This is a genomic window from Klebsiella sp. R445, from assembly GCF_051131755.1.
Taxonomy (GTDB): domain Bacteria; phylum Pseudomonadota; class Gammaproteobacteria; order Enterobacterales; family Enterobacteriaceae; genus Klebsiella; species Klebsiella lignicola.
The window spans coordinates 5,032,927-5,053,624 of record NZ_CP180446.1 but is presented as its reverse complement, the minus strand read 5'-3'; the positions used below and the strand labels follow the sequence as shown (position 1 = coordinate 5,053,624).

Here is a 20,698-nt window from a genome sequence, read left to right as displayed (position 1 = left end):
CCAACGCCCTTCTGATGCCCAGGCAAATCGTTTACCATAACGGATGCACGCCACCATGGATAATGAACAGACTATGCAAGATAGCGCCAATCAGCCCGGATTTTTGTTTCACGATTACGAGACCTTCGGCACCAGCCCTTCGCTTGACCGGCCGGCGCAGTTCGCCGCCATCCGCACCGATGCGGAGCTGAATATCATCGGCGAACCGGAAGTCTTCTACTGCAAACTGGCCGACGACTATCTGCCGCAGCCGCAGGCGGTCATGATCACCGGGATCACCCCGCAGGAAGCTATCGCCAAAGGCGACAACGAAGCGGCCTTTGCCCGCCGTATTCACGATCTGTTCACGGTGCCCAAAACCTGCATCGTCGGCTATAACAACGTGCGCTTCGATGATGAAGTCAGCCGCAATATTTTCTATCGCAACTTCTACGATCCCTACGCCTGGAGCTGGCAGCACGATAACTCCCGTTGGGATCTGCTGGATGTGATGCGCGCCTGCTACGCGCTGCGCCCGGAAGGGATCAACTGGCCGGAGAACGACGACGGCCTGCCGAGCTTCCGCCTGGAGCACCTGACCGTCGCCAACGGCATTGAACACAGCAACGCCCACGACGCGATGGCCGACGTTTACGCCACCATCGCCATGGCGAAACTGGTCAAAACCCAGCAGCCGCGCCTGTTTGACTATCTCTACAGCCATCGCAACAAGCGCAAGCTGGCGACGCTCATCGACGTGGTTCAAATCAAGCCGCTGGTCCATGTGTCCGGCATGTTCGGCGCGGCGCGGGGCAACACCAGCCTGGTCGCCCCACTTGCCTGGCACCCGGACAACCGCAATGCGGTGATCATGGTCGATCTTGCCGGCGATATGACCCCGCTGCTGGAACTGGATGCTGATACGCTGCGCGAACGACTGTATACGCCAAAAGCCGATCTCGGCGAGCTGGCGGCGGTGCCGATTAAGCTGGTCCACCTGAATAAATGCCCGGTGCTGGCCCAGGATAACGCGCTGCGCCCGCAGGATGCCGACCGGTTGGGGATTAACCGCCAGCGCTGCATGGATAATCTGCAGCTGTTGCGCAGTCATCCGCTACTACGTGAGAAAGTGGTTGCCCTCTTTGCCGACGCGGAGCCGTTCGTGCCATCTGAAAACGTCGATGCTCAGCTCTATAACGGCTTTTTCAGCGATGCCGACCGCGCGGCGATGAAAATCGTTCTGGAAACCGAGCCGCGTAACCTGCCCGCGCTGGATATTACCTTCGCCGACCAGCGGATAGCTCGCCTGCTGTTTAACTATCGCGCGCGAAATTTCCCCGGCACCCTCGACGAGGCCGAGCAGCAACGCTGGTTAGAGCATCGTCGTGAAGTGTTTACCCCGGAGCGTTTGCAGGCTTACGCCGATGAGTTGCAGATGCTGTATCAGCAATATCCGGACAACACAGAGAAGCAGGCGCTGTTGAAAGCGCTGTGGCAGTACGTGCAAGAGATTGTTTGATTGGGAAAAATTCCCGGAGAGGGCGCTTGACGCCCAGCCCGGGAACGGTTGGTTAACTTCTGGCGCGGCTGGCGATAATCGCCTCCGCAACATTGCGCGGGGCTTCCGCGTAATGGTGGAACTCCATGCTGTAGGTGGCACGGCCCTGCGACATCGAACGCAGCGTGGTGGAATAGCCAAACATCTCAGCCAGCGGCACATCCGCACGGATAATCTGGCTGCCGAAGCGCTCTTCCATCCCCTGCACCATGCCGCGCCGGGAAGAGAGATCGCCCATAATGTTCCCGGCGTACTCCTCCGGCGTTTCCACTTCCACGTGCATCACCGGTTCGAGGATCACCGGATCGGCCCGGCGCGCCCCTTCCTTGAAGCCAAAAATCGCCGCCATGCGGAAGGCCATCTCCGAGGAGTCGACATCATGGTACGAGCCAAACGTCAGGGTCGCTTTGACATCCACTACCGGATAGCCGGCCAGCACGCCGGTGCCCATCGCTTCACGCAAGCCTTTCTCCACTGACGGGATATACTCGCGCGGTACCACCCCGCCTTTGGTGGCATCTTCAAACACAAAGCCACTTCCCGGCGCCAGCGGTTCCAGCGTCAGCACCACATGACCGTACTGTCCTTTACCGCCGGACTGGCGGACAAATTTGCCTTCCACCTCTTTGACCGTTTTGCGGATCGTCTCGCGGTAGGTCACCTGCGGACGGCCGATATTGGCCTCCACGCCAAACTCACGTTTCATGCGGTCGACGATAATTTCCAGATGCAGTTCCCCCATCCCGGAGATAATCGTCTGGCCGGACTCCTCGTCAGTGTGCAGACGAAATGACGGGTCTTCCGCCGCCAGTCGCTGCAAGGCGATGCCCATTTTCTCCTGGTCGGCTTTGGTTTTCGGTTCAATTGCCAGCGAAATCACCGGCTCCGGAAACTCCATGCGTTCCAGGGTGATAACCGCATCGGGATCGCACAGCGTGTCGCCGGTAGTCACATCCTTCAGCCCGACGCAGGCGGCAATATCCCCGGCATGCAGTTCATCCACCTCATGACGGTCGTTGGCGTGCATCAGCACGATACGCCCGATACGCTCCTTCTTGCCTTTCACCGGGTTGTACACCGCATCACCTTTTTTCAGGGTGCCAGAGTATACCCGAATAAAGGTCAACTGGCCGACGTACGGATCGGTCATCAGTTTAAACGCCAGCGCCGAGAACGGTTCGTCGTCGCCCGGATGACGTTCAGCCGACTGGCCTTTCTCATCGACACCCTCAATCGCCGGAACATCCAGCGGTGACGGCATCAGTTCGATTACCGCATCGAGCATGCGCTGCACACCTTTGTTCTTGAACGCGCTGCCGCACAGCACCGCCTGAATTTCCCCGCTGACGGTGCGCTGACGCAATCCGGCGATAATATCGGCTTCGCTCAGCTCGCCGGTTTCCAGGTATTTATCCATCAGCGCGTCGTTGGCTTCCGCCGCCGCCGAGACCATTTTTTCTCGCCATTCCTGGGCGGTCGCCAGCAGGTCGTCCGGCACCGGCGCGTAGCTAAAGGTCATGCCCTGGGTCGCGTCGTCCCACAAGATGGCGCGCATTTTGATGAGATCCACCACCCCGGTGAAATGCTCCTCGGCCCCAATAGGGATCACGATCGGCACCGGGTTAGCTTTCAGACGGTCGATCATCATCTGCACGACACGGAAGAAATCCGCGCCGGGACGGTCCATTTTGTTGACGAACGCCAGCCGTGGTACGTGGTATTTATTCGCCTGTCGCCAGACGGTTTCTGATTGTGGCTGCACGCCACCGACGGAGTCATACACCATGACCGCACCGTCCAGCACGCGCATCGAACGTTCCACCTCGATGGTGAAATCCACGTGGCCCGGGGTGTCGATAATATTGATACGGTGTGGCTCGAAACTGCGGTCCATTCCGGGCCAGAAGCAGCTTACCGCCGCGGAGGTAATCGTAATTCCGCGCTCTTGCTCCTGCGCCATCCAGTCAGTGGTTGCCGCGCCATCGTGTACTTCCCCCAGCTTGTGGCTCATTCCGGTGTAAAACAGAATGCGCTCGGTGGTGGTGGTTTTGCCGGCATCGATATGCGCGGAGATACCGATGTTGCGATAACGTTCGAGGGGGATGGGTCGGGGCATGATGCGTCCTTAGTCGTATTGACTGTCAGTGAGCGGCTGAATTGTGCCGCAATGTGTTTACCGGCCTCTATCATAGTACAACTGTACGAGTATATTCGAACTATTTTTGCTATTGTTTCTATTGGCGAAGCTGAACTGACGTACGTGGCGTTAGCCATGTAGTTTGGGTATATTACCGGCCAGCCGCCGATACGGGCTGCTGCTCCCGGGAGCAGAGCAACCGCCGACACAGGAATATTATGATCGCCAATCATCCCGAACGTGAACAAATCCGCCTGGAAAATGTTCTTTTTGCCCTTGGAAACCCGATGCGTCTGGAGATTATTCGCATCCTGGCTGACGGCAATGAGCAGAGCTGTAACGCCCTGCGCCCTGAAGATATTGCTAAATCCACGATGACTCACCACTGGCGCGTCCTGCGCGATAGCGGCGTGATCTGGCAGCGCCCCCAGGGACGCGAGAACATGATTTCGTTGCGCAGAGACGATCTTGATGCCCGCTTTCCCGGGCTACTGGATGCGCTGCTCAAGGTGATGGCTTAGGCCGAAAAAGAGATGTGATTCAGGTAGGTTGCGGGTCACACCGTGCGACAAAAACAAAAAAGCCGGAGGTCTCCCCCCGGCTTTTTTATCACAACGTGTATTTACGCCACGTCTTCGTACTGCGGAACCGGGTTGCGGAAACGCTTGGTCACGCAGGCCAGGTATACCAGGCCAATGGTACCCCAAATCAGACCCAGAACCATAGAGCTCTGCTCCAGGTTAACCCACAGCGCGCCGACGGTCAGTGCACCACAGGACGGCAGCACCAGGTAGTTGAAGTGGTCTTTCAGCGTCTTGTTACGCTTCTCACGGATCCAGAACTGCGAAATCACCGACAGGTTAACGAAGGTAAACGCCACCAGCGCACCAAAGTTAATCAGCGCCGTTGCGGTCACCAGGTCGAATTTAATCGCCAGCAGTGCAATCGCGCCAACCAGCAGCACGTTAAACGCCGGAGTACGCCATTTCGGGTGAATATAGCCGAAGAAGCTGGTCGGGAACACGCCGTCGCGGCCCATCACGTACATCAGGCGAGAAACACCCGCATGTGCGGCCATACCGGAAGCCAGAACGGTCACGCTGGAGAAAATCAGCACGCCCCACTGGAAGGTTTTGCCCGCTACGTACAGCATGATTTCAGGCTGTGACGCATCCGGATCTTTAAAGCGCGAGATGTCCGGGAAGTACAGCTGCAGGAAGTAAGAGGCACCGATAAAGATCATGCCGCCAATCAGCGCAGTCAGGAAGATAGCCTTCGGGATCACGCGCTCTGCATCTTTGGTCTCTTCGGACAGCGAAGAGATGCCGTCAAAGCCGAGGAACGAGAAGCACAGAATAGTCGCCCCGGTAATCATCGGCACCACGTGGGCCCCTTCGGACCAGAACGGACGGGTGCTGGTCAGCGTGCCGGCACCTTCACCGTGCATCACACCGTAGATGATCAGGCCGACAATCACCGCCACAATACCCATCTGCAGAACCACAATCAGGGTGTTGAAGTTCGCCACAGCCTTGATGCTGCGCAGGTTAGAGACGGTCATGAAACCGACCAGTGCGACCACGAAAATCCATGACGGCACGGAAGGCATCAGCGCTTCAAAGTAAATTTTCGCCAGCAGGATGTTGATCATCGGCATGAACAGGTAGTCCAGCAGCGATGACCAGCCAACCATAAAGCCTACGGTCGGGCTGATGGATTTCTGGGCGTAGGTATAAGCGGAACCTGCTGACGGGAAACGACGAACCAGTTTACCGTAGCTCAGTGCCGTAAAGAGAATCGCGATCAGTGCGAAGGCGTAGGCCGTCGCGACGTGACCGTCGGTCAATCCAGAGACGATACCAAACGTATCGAACAGCGTCATCGGCTGCATATAGGCCAGGCCCATCATTACAACCGGAATCAACGTAAGCGTCTTACGTAATTCCACGCGAGAGGTTTTTGGAGTAGCGTTATGCGACATGGTGGTTATCCCCTTTCACGGCGAATGCCATCGCGTAAGCAAAAAATTGCCCCATTTCAGTGTATTCCTCAGCGACAACGACTGTCGGTTTTTAGTAAATATCTATCCGGTACGAAGCCCGGCCTCTTGTATTGAATGATGTGCCTTGAAAGCAAAAAAATAACCGACACTTCAAAAAGCGTCGGCTAAATTCCATTTTTCAGGCCGCGTATTTTGCAACATTTTCTGGTCTGATGACAAGATGTTGAAAAGCCAAATTGTCACTACAATAATTTAACAGCTTAATATTCATACATTTTTAGTATGATAGATTGTATGGATAGCATTATTTGCTAAAATTTCGCGGCGCCACCAGTCGCAAGAACGCCCGCTCCCCTGGTCGTTCCAGCCCAACCATGCCCGATGCGACGGAAAATGGGAGGCGACAGCCTTCTCTACCAGCTCGCCACTCTCCAGTTGAGCACGCACCAGATACTGCGGCACGTACCCCCATCCCAGCCCGGCGGCGATCAGCATCAGTAGCCCCGGATAGTCATAGGCCACCAGACAGTCCTGGTCATCAACCGGCGGCCACTGTCCATCGATTGCAATCGCCCGATGGCGCTTCAATATCCGCCAGCTCAGCGGCGCGGTGAGTGCGGCAAGCGGATGCTGCGGGGCAACAACAAGCCCATACGCCAGTTCGCCCAGCAGGCTGAAGCCGTAGCCACCAATCGCTGGAGGATCGCTGACCACACCCAGCACCATATCCGCCCGCCCCTCAACCAGCGCATCCCAGCCATGGGAGGACGCTTCTCGAAGGAATCGCATCTGTGCAAGGGTATGTTGCTGATAGAACTGGCTCACCATCGGCGCCAGTAAAAAGAAAGGGAACGCCGTATCCACGGCCAGCACCAGGGTATTTTCCCACCCCTGATGCAATTTAATTGCCTGTTTTTCCAGTTCACGGGCGGTATGCAACACCTCGCGCCCTTTCTCCAGCAGCATCTGCCCGGTTGGCGTAAAACGCGCCCGATGGCCGCTGCGGTCAAGCAGCTGAATATTCAGATCGCTTTCCAGCTTGTGAATGGTGTAGCTCAGCGCAGAGGGGGTTTTGTAGAGCTTTGCCGACGCCGCAGCAAAGCTCCCCTCTTTATCCAGAGCATCAAGAATAACGAGGACATCCAGCAGTGGTTTCATCGCCGCCCCCTCAGGTACGCGATTACCGCTAGCGCATTACTCCATCGGCATCACCAGCGGGTCGGGGTACTGATACTCAAACCCCAGTTCGTAGCAAATTCGGTTGCCATCGATGATCTTACCCGGCCCGCTATTCGGGTTGTCGGCAAATACCGGTGCCTCCAGCCCCAGTTCACGCGCCATTTGCGGGTAGAACACGCCACGCGCCGGATGTTTGGGCGCACATATATTATAGATGCGTCCGCCCTTCGGGGCCTGCAACAGCAGTTCGATGGCGGAAACGACATCCTGCAAATGCACGAGGTTCACGCCATGCTGGCCGTCCGGTGCCGATTTTCCGGCAAAGAAGCGTCCGGGATGACGGGATGGCCCCACCAGCCCCGCCAGACGCAAAATATCCACCGACGTTCCCGGCAGATTGTGCAGCCAGTCTTCCAGCTCTTTCAACACCCGGCCGCTAGCGGTCTGCGGGTCGCGCGGTGAATTCTCTTTTAGCGTCCCGCTGGCATTGCCATAAACGGAGGTGGAGCTGGTAAATACGATGCGCGGAATATGGTAGGCCAGCGCCGTATCGACAATCTCCTGGACCGCCTGCAAATAAAACTCTTCACCCGGCCCGCTACGACGCGCCGGTAACGTAATCACCAACGCATCGACTTTCATCAACGCATCCAAATCATCGGCATCGCAGACCAGCTGCGGCTCCAGGCGTAGCGGATAGCTATCAATACCGCACATCCTCGCCGCCTCCACGCCATCCCGGGTGGTTTTGCTGCCGGTGACCTGCCATCCGCGTGCATTCAATGACAAAGCAAGCGGCATGCCCAGCCATCCTAAACCGACAATTGCGACCTTTTTCATACCTGGCTCCTGACTCTTTCGCTGTGCTGATATAAGGCTACGCCAGCCAACCGCAACTGACAATTTCTTCAGTGAATATGAAATGAATTAATGATAGTAAAAAGCCCTTGCTTTCTGCGCTTGAAGTGGTTTAGGTTAAAAGACATCAAATGCATAGTCATTCAAAGAGAATTTTATGAACCGCGTTCAATTTAAACATCACCATCATCACCATCATCCTGACTAGTCTTTCAGGCGATGTGTGCTGGAAGACATTTAGATCTTCCAGCGGTGCATGAGCGCGAAATGAGCCCCCGGAAGATTCACTTCCGGGGGCTTTTTTTTGAACCAAATTCGGACAGATTCAGACAGGAATTAAGAGGAAACAAGAATGTTAGACAACAGCCGTTTACGCATAGCTATTCAAAAATCAGGCCGCCTGAGTGAAGATTCACGCGAATTACTGAGCCGTTGTGGCATTAAAGTGAATTTGCACACCCAGCGCCTGATTGCGCTGGCGGAAAATATGCCAATCGACATTCTGCGAGTGCGTGATGACGATATCCCGGGCCTGATTATGGATGGCGTGGTCGATCTGGGCATCATCGGCGAGAACGTGCTGGAAGAAGAGCTGCTGAGCCGTCGCGCTCAGGGCGAAGATCCGCGCTATTTCACCCTGCGTCGTTTAGATTTCGGCGGCTGCCGCCTGTCGCTGGCGACTCCGGCAGATGAAAGCTGGAACGGCCCGGCGGCGCTGGACGGCAAACGTATTGCCACCTCTTACCCGCACCTGCTGAAGCGCTACCTCGATCAAAAAGGCATCTCCTTTAAATCCTGCCTGCTGAACGGCTCTGTAGAAGTTGCCCCACGTGCCGGTCTGGCCGATGCGATTTGTGACCTGGTCTCCACCGGCGCGACCCTCGAAGCGAACGGCCTGCGCGAAGTGGAAGTGATGTTCCGTTCCAAAGCCTGCCTGATTCAACGCGATGGCGAAATGGCCGAGGCCAAACAGCAGCTGATCGACCGTCTGCTGACCCGTATTCAGGGCGTGATTCAGGCTCGTGAATCGAAATACATCATGATGCACGCGCCAACCGAGCGTCTGGAAGAAGTTGTGGCCCTGCTGCCGGGCGCCGAACGTCCGACCATTCTGCCGCTGGCAGGTGATAAGCAGCGCGTGGCGATGCACATGGTCAGCAGCGAAACGCTGTTCTGGGAAACCATGGAAAAACTGAAAGCGCTGGGTGCCAGCTCCATTCTGGTACTGCCTATTGAGAAGATGATGGAGTAATCCAGGCGGAACAGGCCTCCGGGCCTGTCTCAGAAAGTAGACAGGGGAAACGACCATGAGCTTCAACACAATTATCGACTGGAACAGCTGTAGCGCAGCACAACAGCAACAACTCTTAATGCGCCCGGCCATTTCCGCTTCCGACAGCATCAGCAAGACGGTGTCGGAGATCCTCGCCAACGTCAAAGAGAATGGCGATGCCGCGCTGCGCGAATACAGCGCAAAGTTTGATAAGACCGACGTCAAAGCACTGAAAGTCACTGAAGAAGAGATTGCTGCCGCCGGCGCGCGCCTGAGCGATGAGCTTAAGCAGGCCATGGCGGTCGCGGTACGCAATATCGAGACCTTCCACAACGCGCAACAGCTGCCGGGCGTCGATGTAGAAACCCTGCCGGGGGTGCGCTGCCAGCAGGTAACCCGCCCTATCGCATCCGTGGGGTTATATATTCCCGGCGGCTCGGCGCCGCTGTTTTCGACGGTACTGATGCTGGCAACCCCGGCACGTATTGCCGGATGTCAGCAGGTGGTGCTGTGCTCACCGCCGCCGATTGCCGATGAAATTCTTTATGCCGCCCAGCTCTGCGGGGTACGTAATATCTTTAACGTCGGCGGCGCGCAGGCCATCGCCGCGCTGGCGTTTGGTACCGAGTCAGTCGCCAAAGTCGATAAAATCTTTGGCCCAGGCAACGCCTTCGTCACCGAAGCCAAGCGCCAGGTCAGCCAGCGTCTGGACGGTGCGGCCATCGACATGCCCGCCGGTCCTTCTGAAGTGCTGGTGATTGCCGATAGTGGCGCGACGCCGGATTTCGTCGCCTCTGACCTGCTTTCTCAGGCGGAGCACGGCCCGGATTCGCAGGTTATCCTGCTGACGCCGGATGCCGCGATGGGTGAACGCGTCGCCCTCGCCGTTGAGCGCCAGCTGGCTGAACTGCCGCGCGCCGACACCGCTCGCGAAGCGCTCTCCGCCAGTCGGATTATCGTTGCCCGCGACCTGGCGCAGTGCGTGGAGATTTCCAATCAGTACGGACCGGAGCACCTGATTATTCAGACCCGCCAGGCCCGCGATCTGGTTGACGATATCACCAGCGCCGGTTCAGTGTTCCTCGGCGACTGGTCTCCGGAATCCGCCGGCGATTACGCCTCCGGGACCAACCACGTGCTGCCGACCTATGGCTACACCGCCACCTGTTCCAGCCTCGGACTGGCGGATTTCCAAAAGCGCATGACCGTGCAGGAGCTGTCGCGCGATGGCTTTGCCGCTCTCGCCTCGACCATTGAGATTCTGGCCGCCGCCGAACGTCTTACCGCCCACAAAAACGCCGTTACGCTGCGCGTCGCAGCCCTTAAGGAGCAAGCATGAGCATTGAAGAGTTAGCCCGCGCCAATATCCGTGCGTTGACGCCGTATCAATCTGCTCGCCGCCTGGGCGGTAACGGCGACGTCTGGCTGAACGCCAACGAATTCCCGACACCGGTCGAATTTCAGTTGACCGAGCAGACCCTGAACCGCTATCCGGAACCGCAGCCGAAGGCGGTAATTGAGAACTACGCACGCTATGCCGGGTTGAAGCCGGAGCAGGTGCTGGTAAGCCGCGGTGCCGATGAGAGCATCGAACTGCTGATCCGCGCGTTCTGCGAGCCGGGACAAGATGCGGTACTCTACTGCCCGCCGACCTACGGCATGTACAGCGTCAGCGCCGAGACCATCGGCGTGACCTGCCGTACGGTCCCGACCCTGGCCGACTGGCAGCTCGATCTGCCAGGCATCGCCGCCAGCCTCGACGGCGTGAAGCTGGTCTTTGTCTGCAGCCCCAACAACCCAACCGGGCAGATTATCAATCCCGACGATCTGCGGGCCCTGCTGGAGATGACCCGCGGGAAAGCAATCGTGGTTGCCGATGAAGCCTATATTGAGTTTTGCCCGCAGGCGACGCTTGCCGGCTGGCTGAGCGACTATCCACACCTGGTGGTGTTGCGCACATTATCAAAAGCGTTTGCCCTTGCCGGCCTGCGCTGCGGCTTTACCCTGGCGAATACCGACGTGATTGGGTTGCTGATGAAAGTCATCGCGCCCTACCCGCTCTCGACGCCGGTGGCCGACATTGCCGCCCAGGCGCTTAGCGAACAGGGTATTGCCGCGATGCGCGCCCGCGTGGCGCAGATTGTTGCCGAACGCGAGTACCTGATTAGCCAGCTGAGCGGCATTCCCTGCGTGGAGCAGGTCTTCGGCGCCGAGACCAACTATATTCTCGTGCGTTTTAAAGCCTCCAGCGCGGTATTTAAATCTTTGTGGGATCAGGGCATTATCTTACGAGACCAAAATAAACAACCTTCATTAAGCGGCTGCTTGCGTATCACTATCGGTACCCGTGCTGAGAGCCAGCGCGTGATTGACGCTTTGACTGCGGAGAATGTATGACCCAGAAGTTTCTCTTTATTGACCGTGACGGTACGCTGATTTCCGAACCACCGGTTGATTTTCAGGTAGACCGCTTTGAAAAACTGGCCTTTGAGCCGCAGGTGATCCCTGTTCTGCTGAAACTCCAGCAGGAAGGTTACAAACTGGTGATGATCACCAATCAGGATGGCCTGGGGACCGACAGCCTGCCGCAGGCTGAGTTTGACGGCCCGCACAACCTGATGATGCAGATCTTTGCTTCTCAGGGCGTCGAATTTGATGAAGTGCTGATCTGCCCGCATCTGCCGTCCGATAACTGCGAGTGCCGCAAACCTAAAACCCAGCTGGTTCTGCCGTGGCTGGAAGATGGCGTGATGGATAAAAGCCACAGCTTCGTCATCGGCGACCGCGCCACCGACATTACGCTGGCCGACAACATGGGCATCACCGGCCTGCGCTATGACCGCGAGACGCTGAACTGGCCGACGATCTGCGAGCAGCTGACCCGCCGCGATCGCTATGCTCACGTGGAGCGTGTCACCAAAGAGACTCAGGTGGATGTGAAAGTCTGGCTGGATCGCGAAGGCGGCAGCAAAATCCACACCGGCGTCGGTTTCTTCGATCATATGCTCGATCAAATTGCTACCCACGGCGGTTTCCGCCTGGAGATTAACGTCGGCGGCGATCTCTACATTGACGATCACCACACCGTAGAAGATACCGGCCTGGCGCTGGGCGAAGCGTTGAAGCTGGCGCTGGGCGATAAGCGCGGAATTAACCGTTTTGGTTTCGTGCTGCCGATGGACGAATGTCTGGCCCGCTGTGCGCTGGATATTTCCGGACGCCCGCACCTGGAATATAAAGCCGACTTTGCCTATCAGCGCGTCGGCGATCTGAGCACCGAGATGGTTGAACACTTCTTCCGCTCGCTCTCCTACACCATGGCGGTGACCCTGCACCTGAAAACCAAGGGCAAGAACGACCATCATCGCGTCGAAAGCCTGTTTAAAGCCTTTGGCCGTACCCTGCGTCAGGCGATTCGCGTTCAGGGCGATACGCTCCCCTCTTCGAAAGGAGTGCTGTGATGAACGTGGTGATCCTCGATACCGGCTGCGCCAACCTCAATTCGGTTAAGTCAGCGATCGGACGCCACGGCTATGAGCCAGCGGTCAGCCGCGATCCGGATGTGGTGCTGCGTGCCGATAAGCTGTTTTTACCCGGCGTTGGCACCGCGCAAGCGGCGATGGACCAGCTGCGCGAGCGCGAGCTGATTGAGCTGGTAAAAGCCTGCACCCAGCCGGTGCTCGGCATTTGCCTCGGCATGCAGTTGCTGGGGCGCCGCAGCGAAGAGAGCAATGGCGTCGATCTGCTGGGCATCATCGAAGAAGACGTGCCGAAAATGACCGACCACGGCCTGCCGCTGCCGCATATGGGCTGGAACCGTGTCTATCCGAAGGCGGGAAATCGTCTGTTCCGCGGCATCGATGACGGCGCGTATTTTTATTTCGTCCACAGCTACGCGATGCCGGTGAATCCTTACACCATCGCGCAATGCAACTACGGCGAACCGTTCACCGCTGCGGTGCAGCAAGATAACTTTTTTGGCGTCCAGTTCCACCCGGAACGCTCGGGCAGCGCCGGTGCGCAGCTGCTGAAAAACTTCCTGGAGATGTGATGATAATCCCGGCTTTAGATTTAATTGACGGCACCGTCGTCCGTCTCCATCAAGGCGATTACGGCCAGCAGCGCGACTACGGCAACGATCCGCTGCCGCGCCTGCAATCCTACGCCGCGCAGGGTGCTGAAGTTCTGCATCTGGTGGATTTAACCGGCGCAAAAGACCCGCAGAAACGCCAGATCGCCCTGCTGAAAACGTTAGTGGCCGGCGTTGATGTGCCGGTACAGGTCGGTGGCGGCGTGCGCACGGAAGAAGACGTCGCCGCCCTGCTGGATGCTGGCGTCGCGCGCGTGGTGGTCGGTTCAACCGCGGTGAAATCCCCGGAAATCGTCAAAGCTTGGTTCAAGCGTTTTGGTCCGCAGCATCTGGTACTGGCGCTGGACGTGCGTATCGATGATCAGGGCAATAAACAGGTGGCCGTGAGCGGCTGGCAGGAAAACTCCGGCGTAACCCTGGAAGAGTTAGTGGAAAGCTATCTGCCGGTCGGTTTGCAGCACGTCCTGTGTACCGATATTTCTCGCGACGGAACCCTCGCCGGGTCGAACGTCTCGCTGTATGAAGAAGTGTGCGCCCGCTACCCGCAGGTGGCATTCCAGTCCTCCGGCGGCATCGGCGATCTGAATGATATTGCCGCGCTGCGCGGAACCGGCGTGCGCGGCGTGATTGTCGGTCGTGCGCTGCTGGAAGAGAAATTCAACGTAACGGAGGCCATTCAATGCTGGCAAAACGGATAATCCCCTGCCTCGACGTTCGCGATGGCCAGGTAGTGAAAGGCGTGCAGTTCCGTAATCATGAAATCATTGGCGATATCGTCCCGCTGGCGAAACGCTATGCCGACGAAGGCGCCGATGAGCTGGTGTTCTACGATATCACCGCCTCCAGCGATGGCCGGGTGGTCGATAAAAGCTGGGTATCACGAGTCGCAGAAGTGATCGATATTCCTTTCTGTGTCGCCGGCGGGATTAAGTCGCTGGAAGAGGCGGCGCAGATCCTCTCCTTCGGCGCGGATAAGATTTCGATTAACTCCCCGGCGCTGGCTGACCCAACGCTGATTACCCGCCTCGCCGACCGCTTTGGCGTGCAGTGTATTGTGGTGGGTATCGATACCTGGTTTGATGCCGAGAGCGGCAAGTATCACGTCAATCAGTATACCGGCGACGAGAGCCGTACCCGGGTCACCCAGTGGGAAACCCTCGACTGGGTGCAGGAAGTGCAGAAGCGCGGCGCCGGCGAGATCGTGCTCAACATGATGAATCAGGATGGCGTGCGCAACGGTTACGATCTTGAGCAACTGAAGAAAGTGCGCGCCGTCTGCCGCGTGCCGCTGATCGCCTCTGGCGGTGCGGGCACCATGGAACACTTCTTCGAAGCGTTCCGCGATGCCAACGTCGATGGTGCGCTGGCAGCTTCGGTGTTCCACAAACAGATTATTAATATTGGTGAACTGAAAACGTACCTGGCAGCACAGGGCGTGGAGATTAGGGTATGTTAAGTGAACAGCTGGACTGGGAAAAAACCGACGGTATGATGCCGGTCATCGTGCAACACGCCATCTCCGGCGAGGTGCTGATGCTGGGCTACATGAATCAGGACGCGCTGGCGCAGACCGAAGAGAGCGGGAAAGTCACCTTCTGGTCGCGGACTAAGCAGCGTCTGTGGACCAAAGGGGAAACCTCCGGCAACTTTCTGAACGTGGTGAGCATTACGCCGGATTGCGACAACGATACCCTGCTGGTGCTGGTGAACCCAATCGGCCCGACCTGCCATAAAGGAACCTCAAGCTGCTTCGGCGAAGCCGGACACCAGTGGCTGTTCCTGTACCAACTCGAGCAGCTACTGGCCGAGCGTAAACATGCTGACCCGGAAAGTTCGTATACCGCTAAGCTGTACGCCAGCGGCACCAAGCGTATTGCACAAAAAGTCGGGGAAGAAGGCGTGGAAACCGCGCTGGCGGCAACGGTGCACGACCAGTTTGAGCTGAAGAACGAAGCATCGGATCTGATGTATCACCTGCTGGTGCTGCTGCAGGATCAGGGCCTCTCTCTGGAAGACATTATTGCCAACTTAAAAAGCCGTCATCAGTAAATACGACGGATTAAAGGCATAAAAAAGGCCGGTAGTTGAACAATCCTGATAAAGGAGTTCGTTCAACTACCGGCCTTTTGCTTTACCCTACCTTAGAGCAATATTCATTCGCGGTTGCGTTTAAACTCGGCGACCTTTTTCGCCAACAGTTCTTCGCTGGCCTTAATTAACGACGTATATTGCGAGTTTTCAAAGCCCCACAGCGTGGACTGCTGCTCCTCAGCATACCCCACCAGGAATGGAACCGTCGTCACAACCACCAGATCTTCTGCCGATTCAACGTAGCGGTCGATGGTATTGGTTTCAGCATCAATGTTTTTTTCATCCCACTGAGAAATCAACGCCATTCCGCTACGGGAATAGATGTTCATCACCATGCTGGTCATTTTATCGATATACACATATTCGATACCGTCGATCTCCCTGACATCAATGACTTTAGTCTCGTCATGAAGATGGGCGATGATGCCGGCAAAAATATGCCATTTGATCTCGGTAGTCTGCAGATGGTCGATAATCTTATTAAGCTTCTGGTCGTAATCAAGCGGGAAAATGACGTCATCTTCACAGATAATACCCATTTTCGCCTTGCTGGTTAACATACCGGAAAGCATATATTTATAGCTCATCCCGCAGCCAATCCATCCAATGCGGTAACGAATGCCGTCAAAGAAACGGAACCCATGCGAAGGACTCTTAAAGAAGGCTTTTCTGCGTACGGGCGTTTCAGACAGAGATAAGCACAGACGTGGGATATCGTTTTCCTGAACATCATCAAAGACGTAACTGCTTTCATACTGCGGGAACGTGAGCTTATCAATCGACAACAGATAACGCTTCAGGTAGACGTTATTTTTCTTGTCTTCTGCGGTAAAGCGCGCAATTTCAGCCCGCTTCTCTTGGTAGTGTTGCTCATCAGACAGCAGCGCCTGCAGCTTCTCTACCATCGCCTGAATATCCCCCACCGGACAGAAATCAATCACGCCCTGCAGATCCTGATGCTCTTCTATATCCGCACTGCTTTCACTGACGATCGGCGTACCTAATGACAGCGTTTCATACAAACGCGTTGTCTCCAGCAGCGCATCCTCATAATAATGGATGTTGATAACAACCCGCGCATCCTTGACCATTTTGGTCAGTCGATCGCCAAACACTTCAGACGCAATGGTCACGTTGAAATGCTTCTTCAGCTCCTGCAGATAGGCCTTACGGCGTTCGCAATTGGGATCGCCGTAGAATAAAACGTCGGCGGCTTTATCGCCTTTGTGCTCGCTCAGGTCATAGCCGATCTGCGTGAGATAAGCAGGATAATCGGCATAGCTGGAAATCGGCATATAGAACAGCTTCTGATAGGGAATGCCCTGCTGTAGAAGGTATTCGATATTTTTCAGCGAGTAATCAAATATCGCGACCGCGTTATTTAAGCGGGCAAAATACTCCTCGGTAAACCATCTTGAGTTGACCGATTGCTCCATCTGGAATGCAATATAGTGCTGAGGCAGTTGCGTAAACATCTGCGGACAGACGACGATATGTAACTGACCATTGTCATGTTCCGCAACGTATGACGTGCTGACCTGCGCCGTAAGGCCATTCTCAAGCAAACTCTTCTCGATGAGATGCGCAACAAACAATGTGTGCTGCGTTGCGAGAATACATACATCGCCGTTATTAAGAAATGCCGCAGCCGGAGCGGAATCGGTCGCTGCGCGGTTGAGCACACGTTTAAAACCGTCCGCTGCCCCTTTCCAGTTACCGGACATAATGAGGCGTAATGCGGTTTTATACTTCGATTTCGACAGGAGGCCACCGGAGAGCAGGAAACGTGATAACGCCCCGTTACCCGAGTGAACATATTGCCGGGTCATTGCTTTGATCGTAGAAAATTCACCGCGGCAAATTCTGCCCGACATACGCACCGGCATAGTCAGTTTCCATGACAGGCTGTTACGCATGCGGTTAATTTCTTCCTGCTTCGTTTCGACTACAGACTGCAGTCCGGCTTTCGCCTGCTCCGCAACCTCAACCTGACTCTCAGCCTTTTCCTGTATCTGCGTGAGGGTAGCAGCGAGCTTTTCGCGTTCGGACACATCAGCAACGAGTTGGCTATTTAATAAATCAATTTGGGTGTTTAATAAATCAAGTTGTTTATTATGTTCTTGCTGAGTGTTTTCTAAAATCTTTCGCATAGCTTTGTCTTGGGAAATGGCTTCATTTATCAATGCTGACAGTGTATACGCCTTCTCTGGCAGGCGACCAGGCATATCAACTGAGTAAAATTCAAGATGCTTACAGACGATTTCCAGCTCTTCAGGATGGCGCAATCTGAAGTCAAGGTAATCCTGATTAAATACCAGTTCAAAGGGAACGAGGTACGAGAACAAATAGAATGCGGCGGCGTTGACTCTGTCAGAAGCATCTAATTCATTGATAAAAGAGTAAGAACTGTCACCTAAAACCGTTGTTTTCTTTCCGGTTAATATAGCCTCAAGACCAACGCTTGAGTTAATAGTGAAGACCTCTTCGCACTTATGAATGAAAGCAAGACTGTTAGCTGAGTCATCAATCGTAAAGGCATCATCCCTTAAGCGGAACAAACTCCCCGGATGCGCACGCACCAGAATATCGTCTTTCTCATGATGCTGACGAACATACGAAATCAGTGAAATATTCGTAAAATCATTACTATAGGCGATGAGATTGGAGTCATCTTCAACCTGCAGAACCACACCTGCAGCAGAAGGGGTGGCAGTGTCAGAGGGTGAGACAACCTCAAGGAAATAGTGGTGCAAATCATCCAGCGAGGCTTTGATATCAAAATCACGCTGACATTGCTCATACCGCGCACGAGCCTCGGTCCCACCATTTACGCCACTAAAGTCCAGATAAGCCGTATTACGGTACATCGGCGCACGCAGTGGGCCAATCTCTACATGCATAACCTCTTTACCCAGCGTCTGGGCAATATGTTCCAGGGAAGGACAGTTACAAATAGAGATAAAGGCATCAATCTGATCAACTTTGCTGTCCAGCAAAGTATGTAGCTCCGTTTCCAGCGCAGGAATTCGCTCGGTCAGGAATGTCGAGAACGATTTAATGGGGTCATTATGGTGACGAGCGAGTAACGTCTCGTATAAACCATTATCGAGGTGTAGGTACTCATGACGCCCGATGGTCACATCATTGGGCAATGAATACCCAAGTGACGCCATCGACGCCGGGTCAAATTCCCAGCGTCCGTGCTGCGTTTCATCATCGATAATATCTAAATATTCATCACCCGTGATAAACAGAATTTTATCTGTCGCACAGTGCAGATATTTGAAAAACAGCCACAAGTAAGGGGCTTTAAGCCCCCTGAATGGATAGGGAGGTAAAAATACTGCCAGCATAATTACTCTCCATTCGAAACGATTTTCAACGGAGCGTGAACCACACCACCTAACTCCCTTGCAGACCAGAATTTAACCTTCATCATTGGACGACGTTGATCAAGTTCCTCGCGATTTCCACTGCCGACCATAGCTAGACCGCAGTGAATGAGATAGTCTCCTGAGTTTACAGGTAACGTGGCTTTATACACGATACGTTGACGACCGGGTCGAAGCGTAATCGCTGAACCTGCGCCAATATTGCTGTCACCCCAGATATCTCCACCTTGCGCTTTTGACATCGAAATGCCTAACGCAATATCTTTAATTTCTTCGGTAGCCAAAATCGTAAAATCGAACGTGACTTCTTCGCCAGATTTAATCAATGGCTTGTCAGCAAGAGTTGTACCGTCAGATTTATAGATTGTCAGGTCTTCGATAATAGCGCGTGCACTACCAAAGCGCTTCTCGCCAATCTCCTCGTTAGTCGTACGCGACTGAATGTCTTTGAGTTGTTCGACGCTAACATCTTCCACTGACTCGTTGCTGGCCTGGCTATTTACGGCCGATTTTTCGCTGCCATTGGCAAGAATCATTCCTTTTTCATAGGCCAGTACCGCCGCCAGAACATCCGTCGTATCACCAATCAGCTTACCGTGATCCATCACTAAACAGCGGTCGGCATATTCAAGAATACTGCCGGTTGAGTGAGTCACCATGATAATGGTAACCCCCTTCGCGCGCAGAGCTTCCATACGCTTATAACACTTGTACTGGAACCCAATATCGCCGACAGCTAGCGCCTCATCGACAATTAAAATTTCCGGCTCAACACAAGCCTGAACAGCAAAAGCTAGACGCACATACATCCCACTGGAGTATGTTTTAACTGGCTGATCGATAAACTGGCCAATGTCAGCAAACTCTTCGATCTCGGCAAATTTAGCCGCAATTTGATCTTTAGTTAACCCCAGTACGGAACCATTCAGATAAACGTTTTCACGCCCGCTAAACTCGGGGTTAAAACCAGCGCCAAGTTCCAGTAAAGCAGCAATACGCCCATTAACTCGAACATCACCCGCCGTAGGCGTTAAGGTGCCGCAGATAATCTGCAGTAACGTGGATTTACCCGCGCCGTTACGGCCAATGATCCCGACGGTTTCACCTTTTTTGATACTAAAGGAAACGTCGTCCAGCGCCCAAAATTCCCGAAAATAACAGTTACGCTCTCGACGCGCGACCTGCTGAATTTTTGGCACAAAAAACTGTTTTAAGCGGTCGGTTGGACTCGCATAAATCTGATAACACTTACTCAGATTTGTGACCTGGATTGCAATTTCATTAAAGGACATCAGCAAACCCCTTCCTTGTTTTCTGGAAGAAGACAAAACCCAACCAGGCGACAACTAATGCCCCCATGGAATACAGTAAGATACCTAAGAAGTTAGGTATCCCGCCCCAAATCAGAACGCTGCGGGCTTGTTCAATAATAAAGGTCAGCGGGTTAAGCATGATCCAAATATGATATTTTGCAGGCAAAGCGCTTATTGGGAAAAATACCGGTGATAAGAACATCATAACGGTAGTAATAATGACTGTGGTCTGACTCACGTCGCGGAGAAAAACCCCTAGAGAGGCCAGGATCCATGATAAGCCAAGACAGAATATGATGAGCGGGAAGAACACCACCGGCAAGAATACAATTGTCCAGTGCAAATAGCCGTTAAAGAGGAAAAAAGCCACCAGCAGTACCAACAAGCTAATACCGGTATGGAACAGCGCTGCCAGTAAAGAAATCACAGGCAAGGTTTCCAGAGGGAAGATAACCTTTTTCACATAATTCGTATTACTGAGTATGATCAATGGAGCCTTATTAATGACCTCACTGAAGAAGCCATGGACAATCATACCGACAAACAGGATTATCGCGAACTGGGTTCTGCTTTCGTCACCACCAGCTGACCAGCGAGCCTTAAATACTACCGAAAACACAAAAGTGTACACAGTCAGCATGAACAGTGGGTTTAAAAAGGACCAAAGCAAGCCCATCACTGAACCTTTATATCTTCCGATGACATCACGCTTTGCCATCTGAAGAATTATGCTCCAGTGGCCAGAAATACTACGAACAATTTCTATGGGTGATGATGAAAGTTTTTGATGCGGGTTTTTCATTTTAAACTCGTAATAAAATTATCT

The 20,698-nt window shown here is 54.4% G+C and carries 18 protein-coding genes and 1 other annotated feature; of the genes, 11 read left to right on the top strand and 7 right to left on the bottom strand.

Annotated features, from left to right (window positions below):
• Positions 1-73 precede the first annotated feature (73 nt).
• Complete coding sequence (gene sbcB, locus ACMYSN_RS23725) at positions 74-1,498, top strand: exodeoxyribonuclease I (RefSeq protein ID WP_462496384.1); 1,425 nt, start codon at positions 74-76, stop codon at positions 1,496-1,498.
• A 52-nt stretch (positions 1,499-1,550) separates the two neighbouring features.
• Here sbcB and fusA read toward each other — a convergent pair whose 3' ends face one another.
• Positions 1,551-3,653, bottom strand: a complete 2,103-nt coding sequence (gene fusA / locus ACMYSN_RS23720; protein ID WP_462496383.1) for an elongation factor G — start codon at positions 3,651-3,653, stop codon at positions 1,551-1,553.
• A 239-nt stretch (positions 3,654-3,892) separates the two neighbouring features.
• Between fusA and ACMYSN_RS23715 the strand changes: the two genes are divergently transcribed.
• Positions 3,893-4,195 carry an ArsR/SmtB family transcription factor gene (locus ACMYSN_RS23715; protein WP_123755019.1) on the top strand — a complete coding sequence of 101 codons (303 nt, stop codon included), beginning with the start codon at positions 3,893-3,895 and terminating at the stop codon, positions 4,193-4,195.
• Between the two features lie 101 nt (positions 4,196-4,296).
• Here ACMYSN_RS23715 and ACMYSN_RS23710 read toward each other — a convergent pair whose 3' ends face one another.
• The 3 genes from ACMYSN_RS23710 to ACMYSN_RS23700 all read right to left on the bottom strand — a co-directional run bounded on the left by ACMYSN_RS23710 (position 4,297) and on the right by ACMYSN_RS23700 (position 7,695).
• Positions 4,297-5,655 carry an APC family permease gene (locus ACMYSN_RS23710; RefSeq protein WP_462496382.1) on the bottom strand — a complete coding sequence of 453 codons (1,359 nt, stop codon included), beginning with the start codon at positions 5,653-5,655 and terminating at the stop codon, positions 4,297-4,299.
• A 288-nt stretch (positions 5,656-5,943) separates the two neighbouring features.
• Positions 5,944-6,834, bottom strand: a complete 891-nt coding sequence (locus ACMYSN_RS23705; RefSeq protein WP_462496381.1) for a LysR family transcriptional regulator — start codon at positions 6,832-6,834, stop codon at positions 5,944-5,946.
• A 36-nt stretch (positions 6,835-6,870) separates the two neighbouring features.
• Complete coding sequence (locus ACMYSN_RS23700) at positions 6,871-7,695, bottom strand: SDR family oxidoreductase (protein ID WP_123755022.1); 825 nt, start codon at positions 7,693-7,695, stop codon at positions 6,871-6,873.
• 175 nt (positions 7,696-7,870) lie between these two features.
• On the opposite strand from ACMYSN_RS23700, the gene hisL reads away from it, so the two are divergent.
• From hisL to hisIE, 9 genes are all read left to right on the top strand, one after another.
• A complete protein-coding gene (gene hisL, locus ACMYSN_RS23695; RefSeq protein ID WP_004899375.1) occupies positions 7,871-7,921 on the top strand; it encodes a his operon leader peptide in 51 nt (16 codons plus the stop codon).
• Positions 7,897-8,019: a sequence feature (His leader region), on the top strand. Its footprint overlaps the gene before it by 25 nt.
• 46 nt (positions 8,020-8,065) lie before the next feature.
• The gene (hisG, locus tag ACMYSN_RS23690; protein ID WP_123755023.1) at positions 8,066-8,965 is read left to right on the top strand and encodes an ATP phosphoribosyltransferase; all 900 of its coding nucleotides are present in this window, start codon (positions 8,066-8,068) and stop codon (positions 8,963-8,965) included.
• 55 nt (positions 8,966-9,020) lie between these two features.
• Complete coding sequence (gene hisD / locus ACMYSN_RS23685) at positions 9,021-10,325, top strand: histidinol dehydrogenase (RefSeq protein ID WP_462496380.1); 1,305 nt, start codon at positions 9,021-9,023, stop codon at positions 10,323-10,325.
• Complete coding sequence (gene hisC / locus ACMYSN_RS23680) at positions 10,322-11,383, top strand: histidinol-phosphate transaminase (protein WP_123755025.1); 1,062 nt, start codon at positions 10,322-10,324, stop codon at positions 11,381-11,383. Before hisD ends, hisC begins: the two co-directional genes overlap by 4 nt.
• Positions 11,380-12,447: a bifunctional histidinol-phosphatase/imidazoleglycerol-phosphate dehydratase HisB gene (gene hisB / locus ACMYSN_RS23675; RefSeq protein ID WP_123755026.1), complete on the top strand. Its 1,068-nt coding sequence runs from the start codon at positions 11,380-11,382 to the stop codon at positions 12,445-12,447. The genes hisC and hisB overlap by 4 nt, the downstream gene beginning before the upstream one ends.
• Positions 12,447-13,037 carry an imidazole glycerol phosphate synthase subunit HisH gene (gene hisH, locus ACMYSN_RS23670; protein ID WP_434669697.1) on the top strand — a complete coding sequence of 197 codons (591 nt, stop codon included), beginning with the start codon at positions 12,447-12,449 and terminating at the stop codon, positions 13,035-13,037. The genes hisB and hisH overlap by 1 nt, the downstream gene beginning before the upstream one ends.
• Positions 13,037-13,774 carry a 1-(5-phosphoribosyl)-5-[(5-phosphoribosylamino)methylideneamino] imidazole-4-carboxamide isomerase gene (gene hisA, locus ACMYSN_RS23665; RefSeq protein WP_462496379.1) on the top strand — a complete coding sequence of 246 codons (738 nt, stop codon included), beginning with the start codon at positions 13,037-13,039 and terminating at the stop codon, positions 13,772-13,774. Before hisH ends, hisA begins: the two co-directional genes overlap by 1 nt.
• The gene (hisF, locus tag ACMYSN_RS23660; RefSeq protein WP_123755029.1) at positions 13,756-14,532 is read left to right on the top strand and encodes an imidazole glycerol phosphate synthase subunit HisF; all 777 of its coding nucleotides are present in this window, start codon (positions 13,756-13,758) and stop codon (positions 14,530-14,532) included. The genes hisA and hisF overlap by 19 nt, the downstream gene beginning before the upstream one ends.
• Positions 14,526-15,125: a bifunctional phosphoribosyl-AMP cyclohydrolase/phosphoribosyl-ATP diphosphatase gene (gene hisIE, locus ACMYSN_RS23655; RefSeq protein WP_462496378.1), complete on the top strand. Its 600-nt coding sequence runs from the start codon at positions 14,526-14,528 to the stop codon at positions 15,123-15,125. Before hisF ends, hisIE begins: the two co-directional genes overlap by 7 nt.
• Positions 15,126-15,229: 104 nt before the next feature.
• On the opposite strand, the gene ACMYSN_RS23650 is transcribed toward hisIE, so the two are convergent.
• Genes ACMYSN_RS23650 through ACMYSN_RS23640 form a run of 3 tightly spaced genes read right to left on the bottom strand, consistent with a single transcriptional unit; the run spans position 15,230 to position 20,674 of the window.
• The gene (locus ACMYSN_RS23650) at positions 15,230-18,520 is read right to left on the bottom strand and encodes a GT99 family glycosyltransferase N-terminal domain-containing protein (RefSeq protein ID WP_462496377.1); all 3,291 of its coding nucleotides are present in this window, start codon (positions 18,518-18,520) and stop codon (positions 15,230-15,232) included.
• Between the two features lie 2 nt (positions 18,521-18,522).
• On the bottom strand, positions 18,523-19,851 hold the full coding sequence (locus ACMYSN_RS23645; RefSeq protein ID WP_462496376.1) for an ABC transporter ATP-binding protein: 1,329 nt from the start codon (positions 19,849-19,851) through the stop codon (positions 18,523-18,525).
• On the bottom strand, positions 19,841-20,674 hold the full coding sequence (locus ACMYSN_RS23640; protein WP_462496375.1) for an ABC transporter permease: 834 nt from the start codon (positions 20,672-20,674) through the stop codon (positions 19,841-19,843). The genes ACMYSN_RS23645 and ACMYSN_RS23640 overlap by 11 nt, the downstream gene beginning before the upstream one ends.
• Positions 20,675-20,698 lie beyond the last annotated feature (24 nt).

Coding starts and splice junctions, on each gene's coding strand:
- sbcB (WP_462496384.1), top strand. CDS start 74: ATGCAAGATAGCGCCAATCAGCCCGGATTTTTGTTTCACGATTACGAG.
- fusA (WP_462496383.1), bottom strand. CDS start 3,653: ATGCCCCGACCCATCCCCCTCGAACGTTATCGCAACATCGGTATCTCC.
- ACMYSN_RS23715 (WP_123755019.1), top strand. CDS start 3,893: ATGATCGCCAATCATCCCGAACGTGAACAAATCCGCCTGGAAAATGTT.
- ACMYSN_RS23710 (WP_462496382.1), bottom strand. CDS start 5,655: ATGTCGCATAACGCTACTCCAAAAACCTCTCGCGTGGAATTACGTAAG.
- ACMYSN_RS23705 (WP_462496381.1), bottom strand. CDS start 6,834: ATGAAACCACTGCTGGATGTCCTCGTTATTCTTGATGCTCTGGATAAA.
- ACMYSN_RS23700 (WP_123755022.1), bottom strand. CDS start 7,695: ATGAAAAAGGTCGCAATTGTCGGTTTAGGATGGCTGGGCATGCCGCTT.
- hisG (WP_123755023.1), top strand. CDS start 8,066: ATGTTAGACAACAGCCGTTTACGCATAGCTATTCAAAAATCAGGCCGC.
- hisD (WP_462496380.1), top strand. CDS start 9,021: ATGAGCTTCAACACAATTATCGACTGGAACAGCTGTAGCGCAGCACAA.
- hisC (WP_123755025.1), top strand. CDS start 10,322: ATGAGCATTGAAGAGTTAGCCCGCGCCAATATCCGTGCGTTGACGCCG.
- hisB (WP_123755026.1), top strand. CDS start 11,380: ATGACCCAGAAGTTTCTCTTTATTGACCGTGACGGTACGCTGATTTCC.
- hisH (WP_434669697.1), top strand. CDS start 12,447: ATGAACGTGGTGATCCTCGATACCGGCTGCGCCAACCTCAATTCGGTT.
- hisA (WP_462496379.1), top strand. CDS start 13,037: ATGATAATCCCGGCTTTAGATTTAATTGACGGCACCGTCGTCCGTCTC.
- hisF (WP_123755029.1), top strand. CDS start 13,756: ATGCTGGCAAAACGGATAATCCCCTGCCTCGACGTTCGCGATGGCCAG.
- hisIE (WP_462496378.1), top strand. CDS start 14,526: ATGTTAAGTGAACAGCTGGACTGGGAAAAAACCGACGGTATGATGCCG.
- ACMYSN_RS23650 (WP_462496377.1), bottom strand. CDS start 18,520: ATGCTGGCAGTATTTTTACCTCCCTATCCATTCAGGGGGCTTAAAGCC.
- ACMYSN_RS23645 (WP_462496376.1), bottom strand. CDS start 19,851: ATGTCCTTTAATGAAATTGCAATCCAGGTCACAAATCTGAGTAAGTGT.
- ACMYSN_RS23640 (WP_462496375.1), bottom strand. CDS start 20,674: ATGAAAAACCCGCATCAAAAACTTTCATCATCACCCATAGAAATTGTT.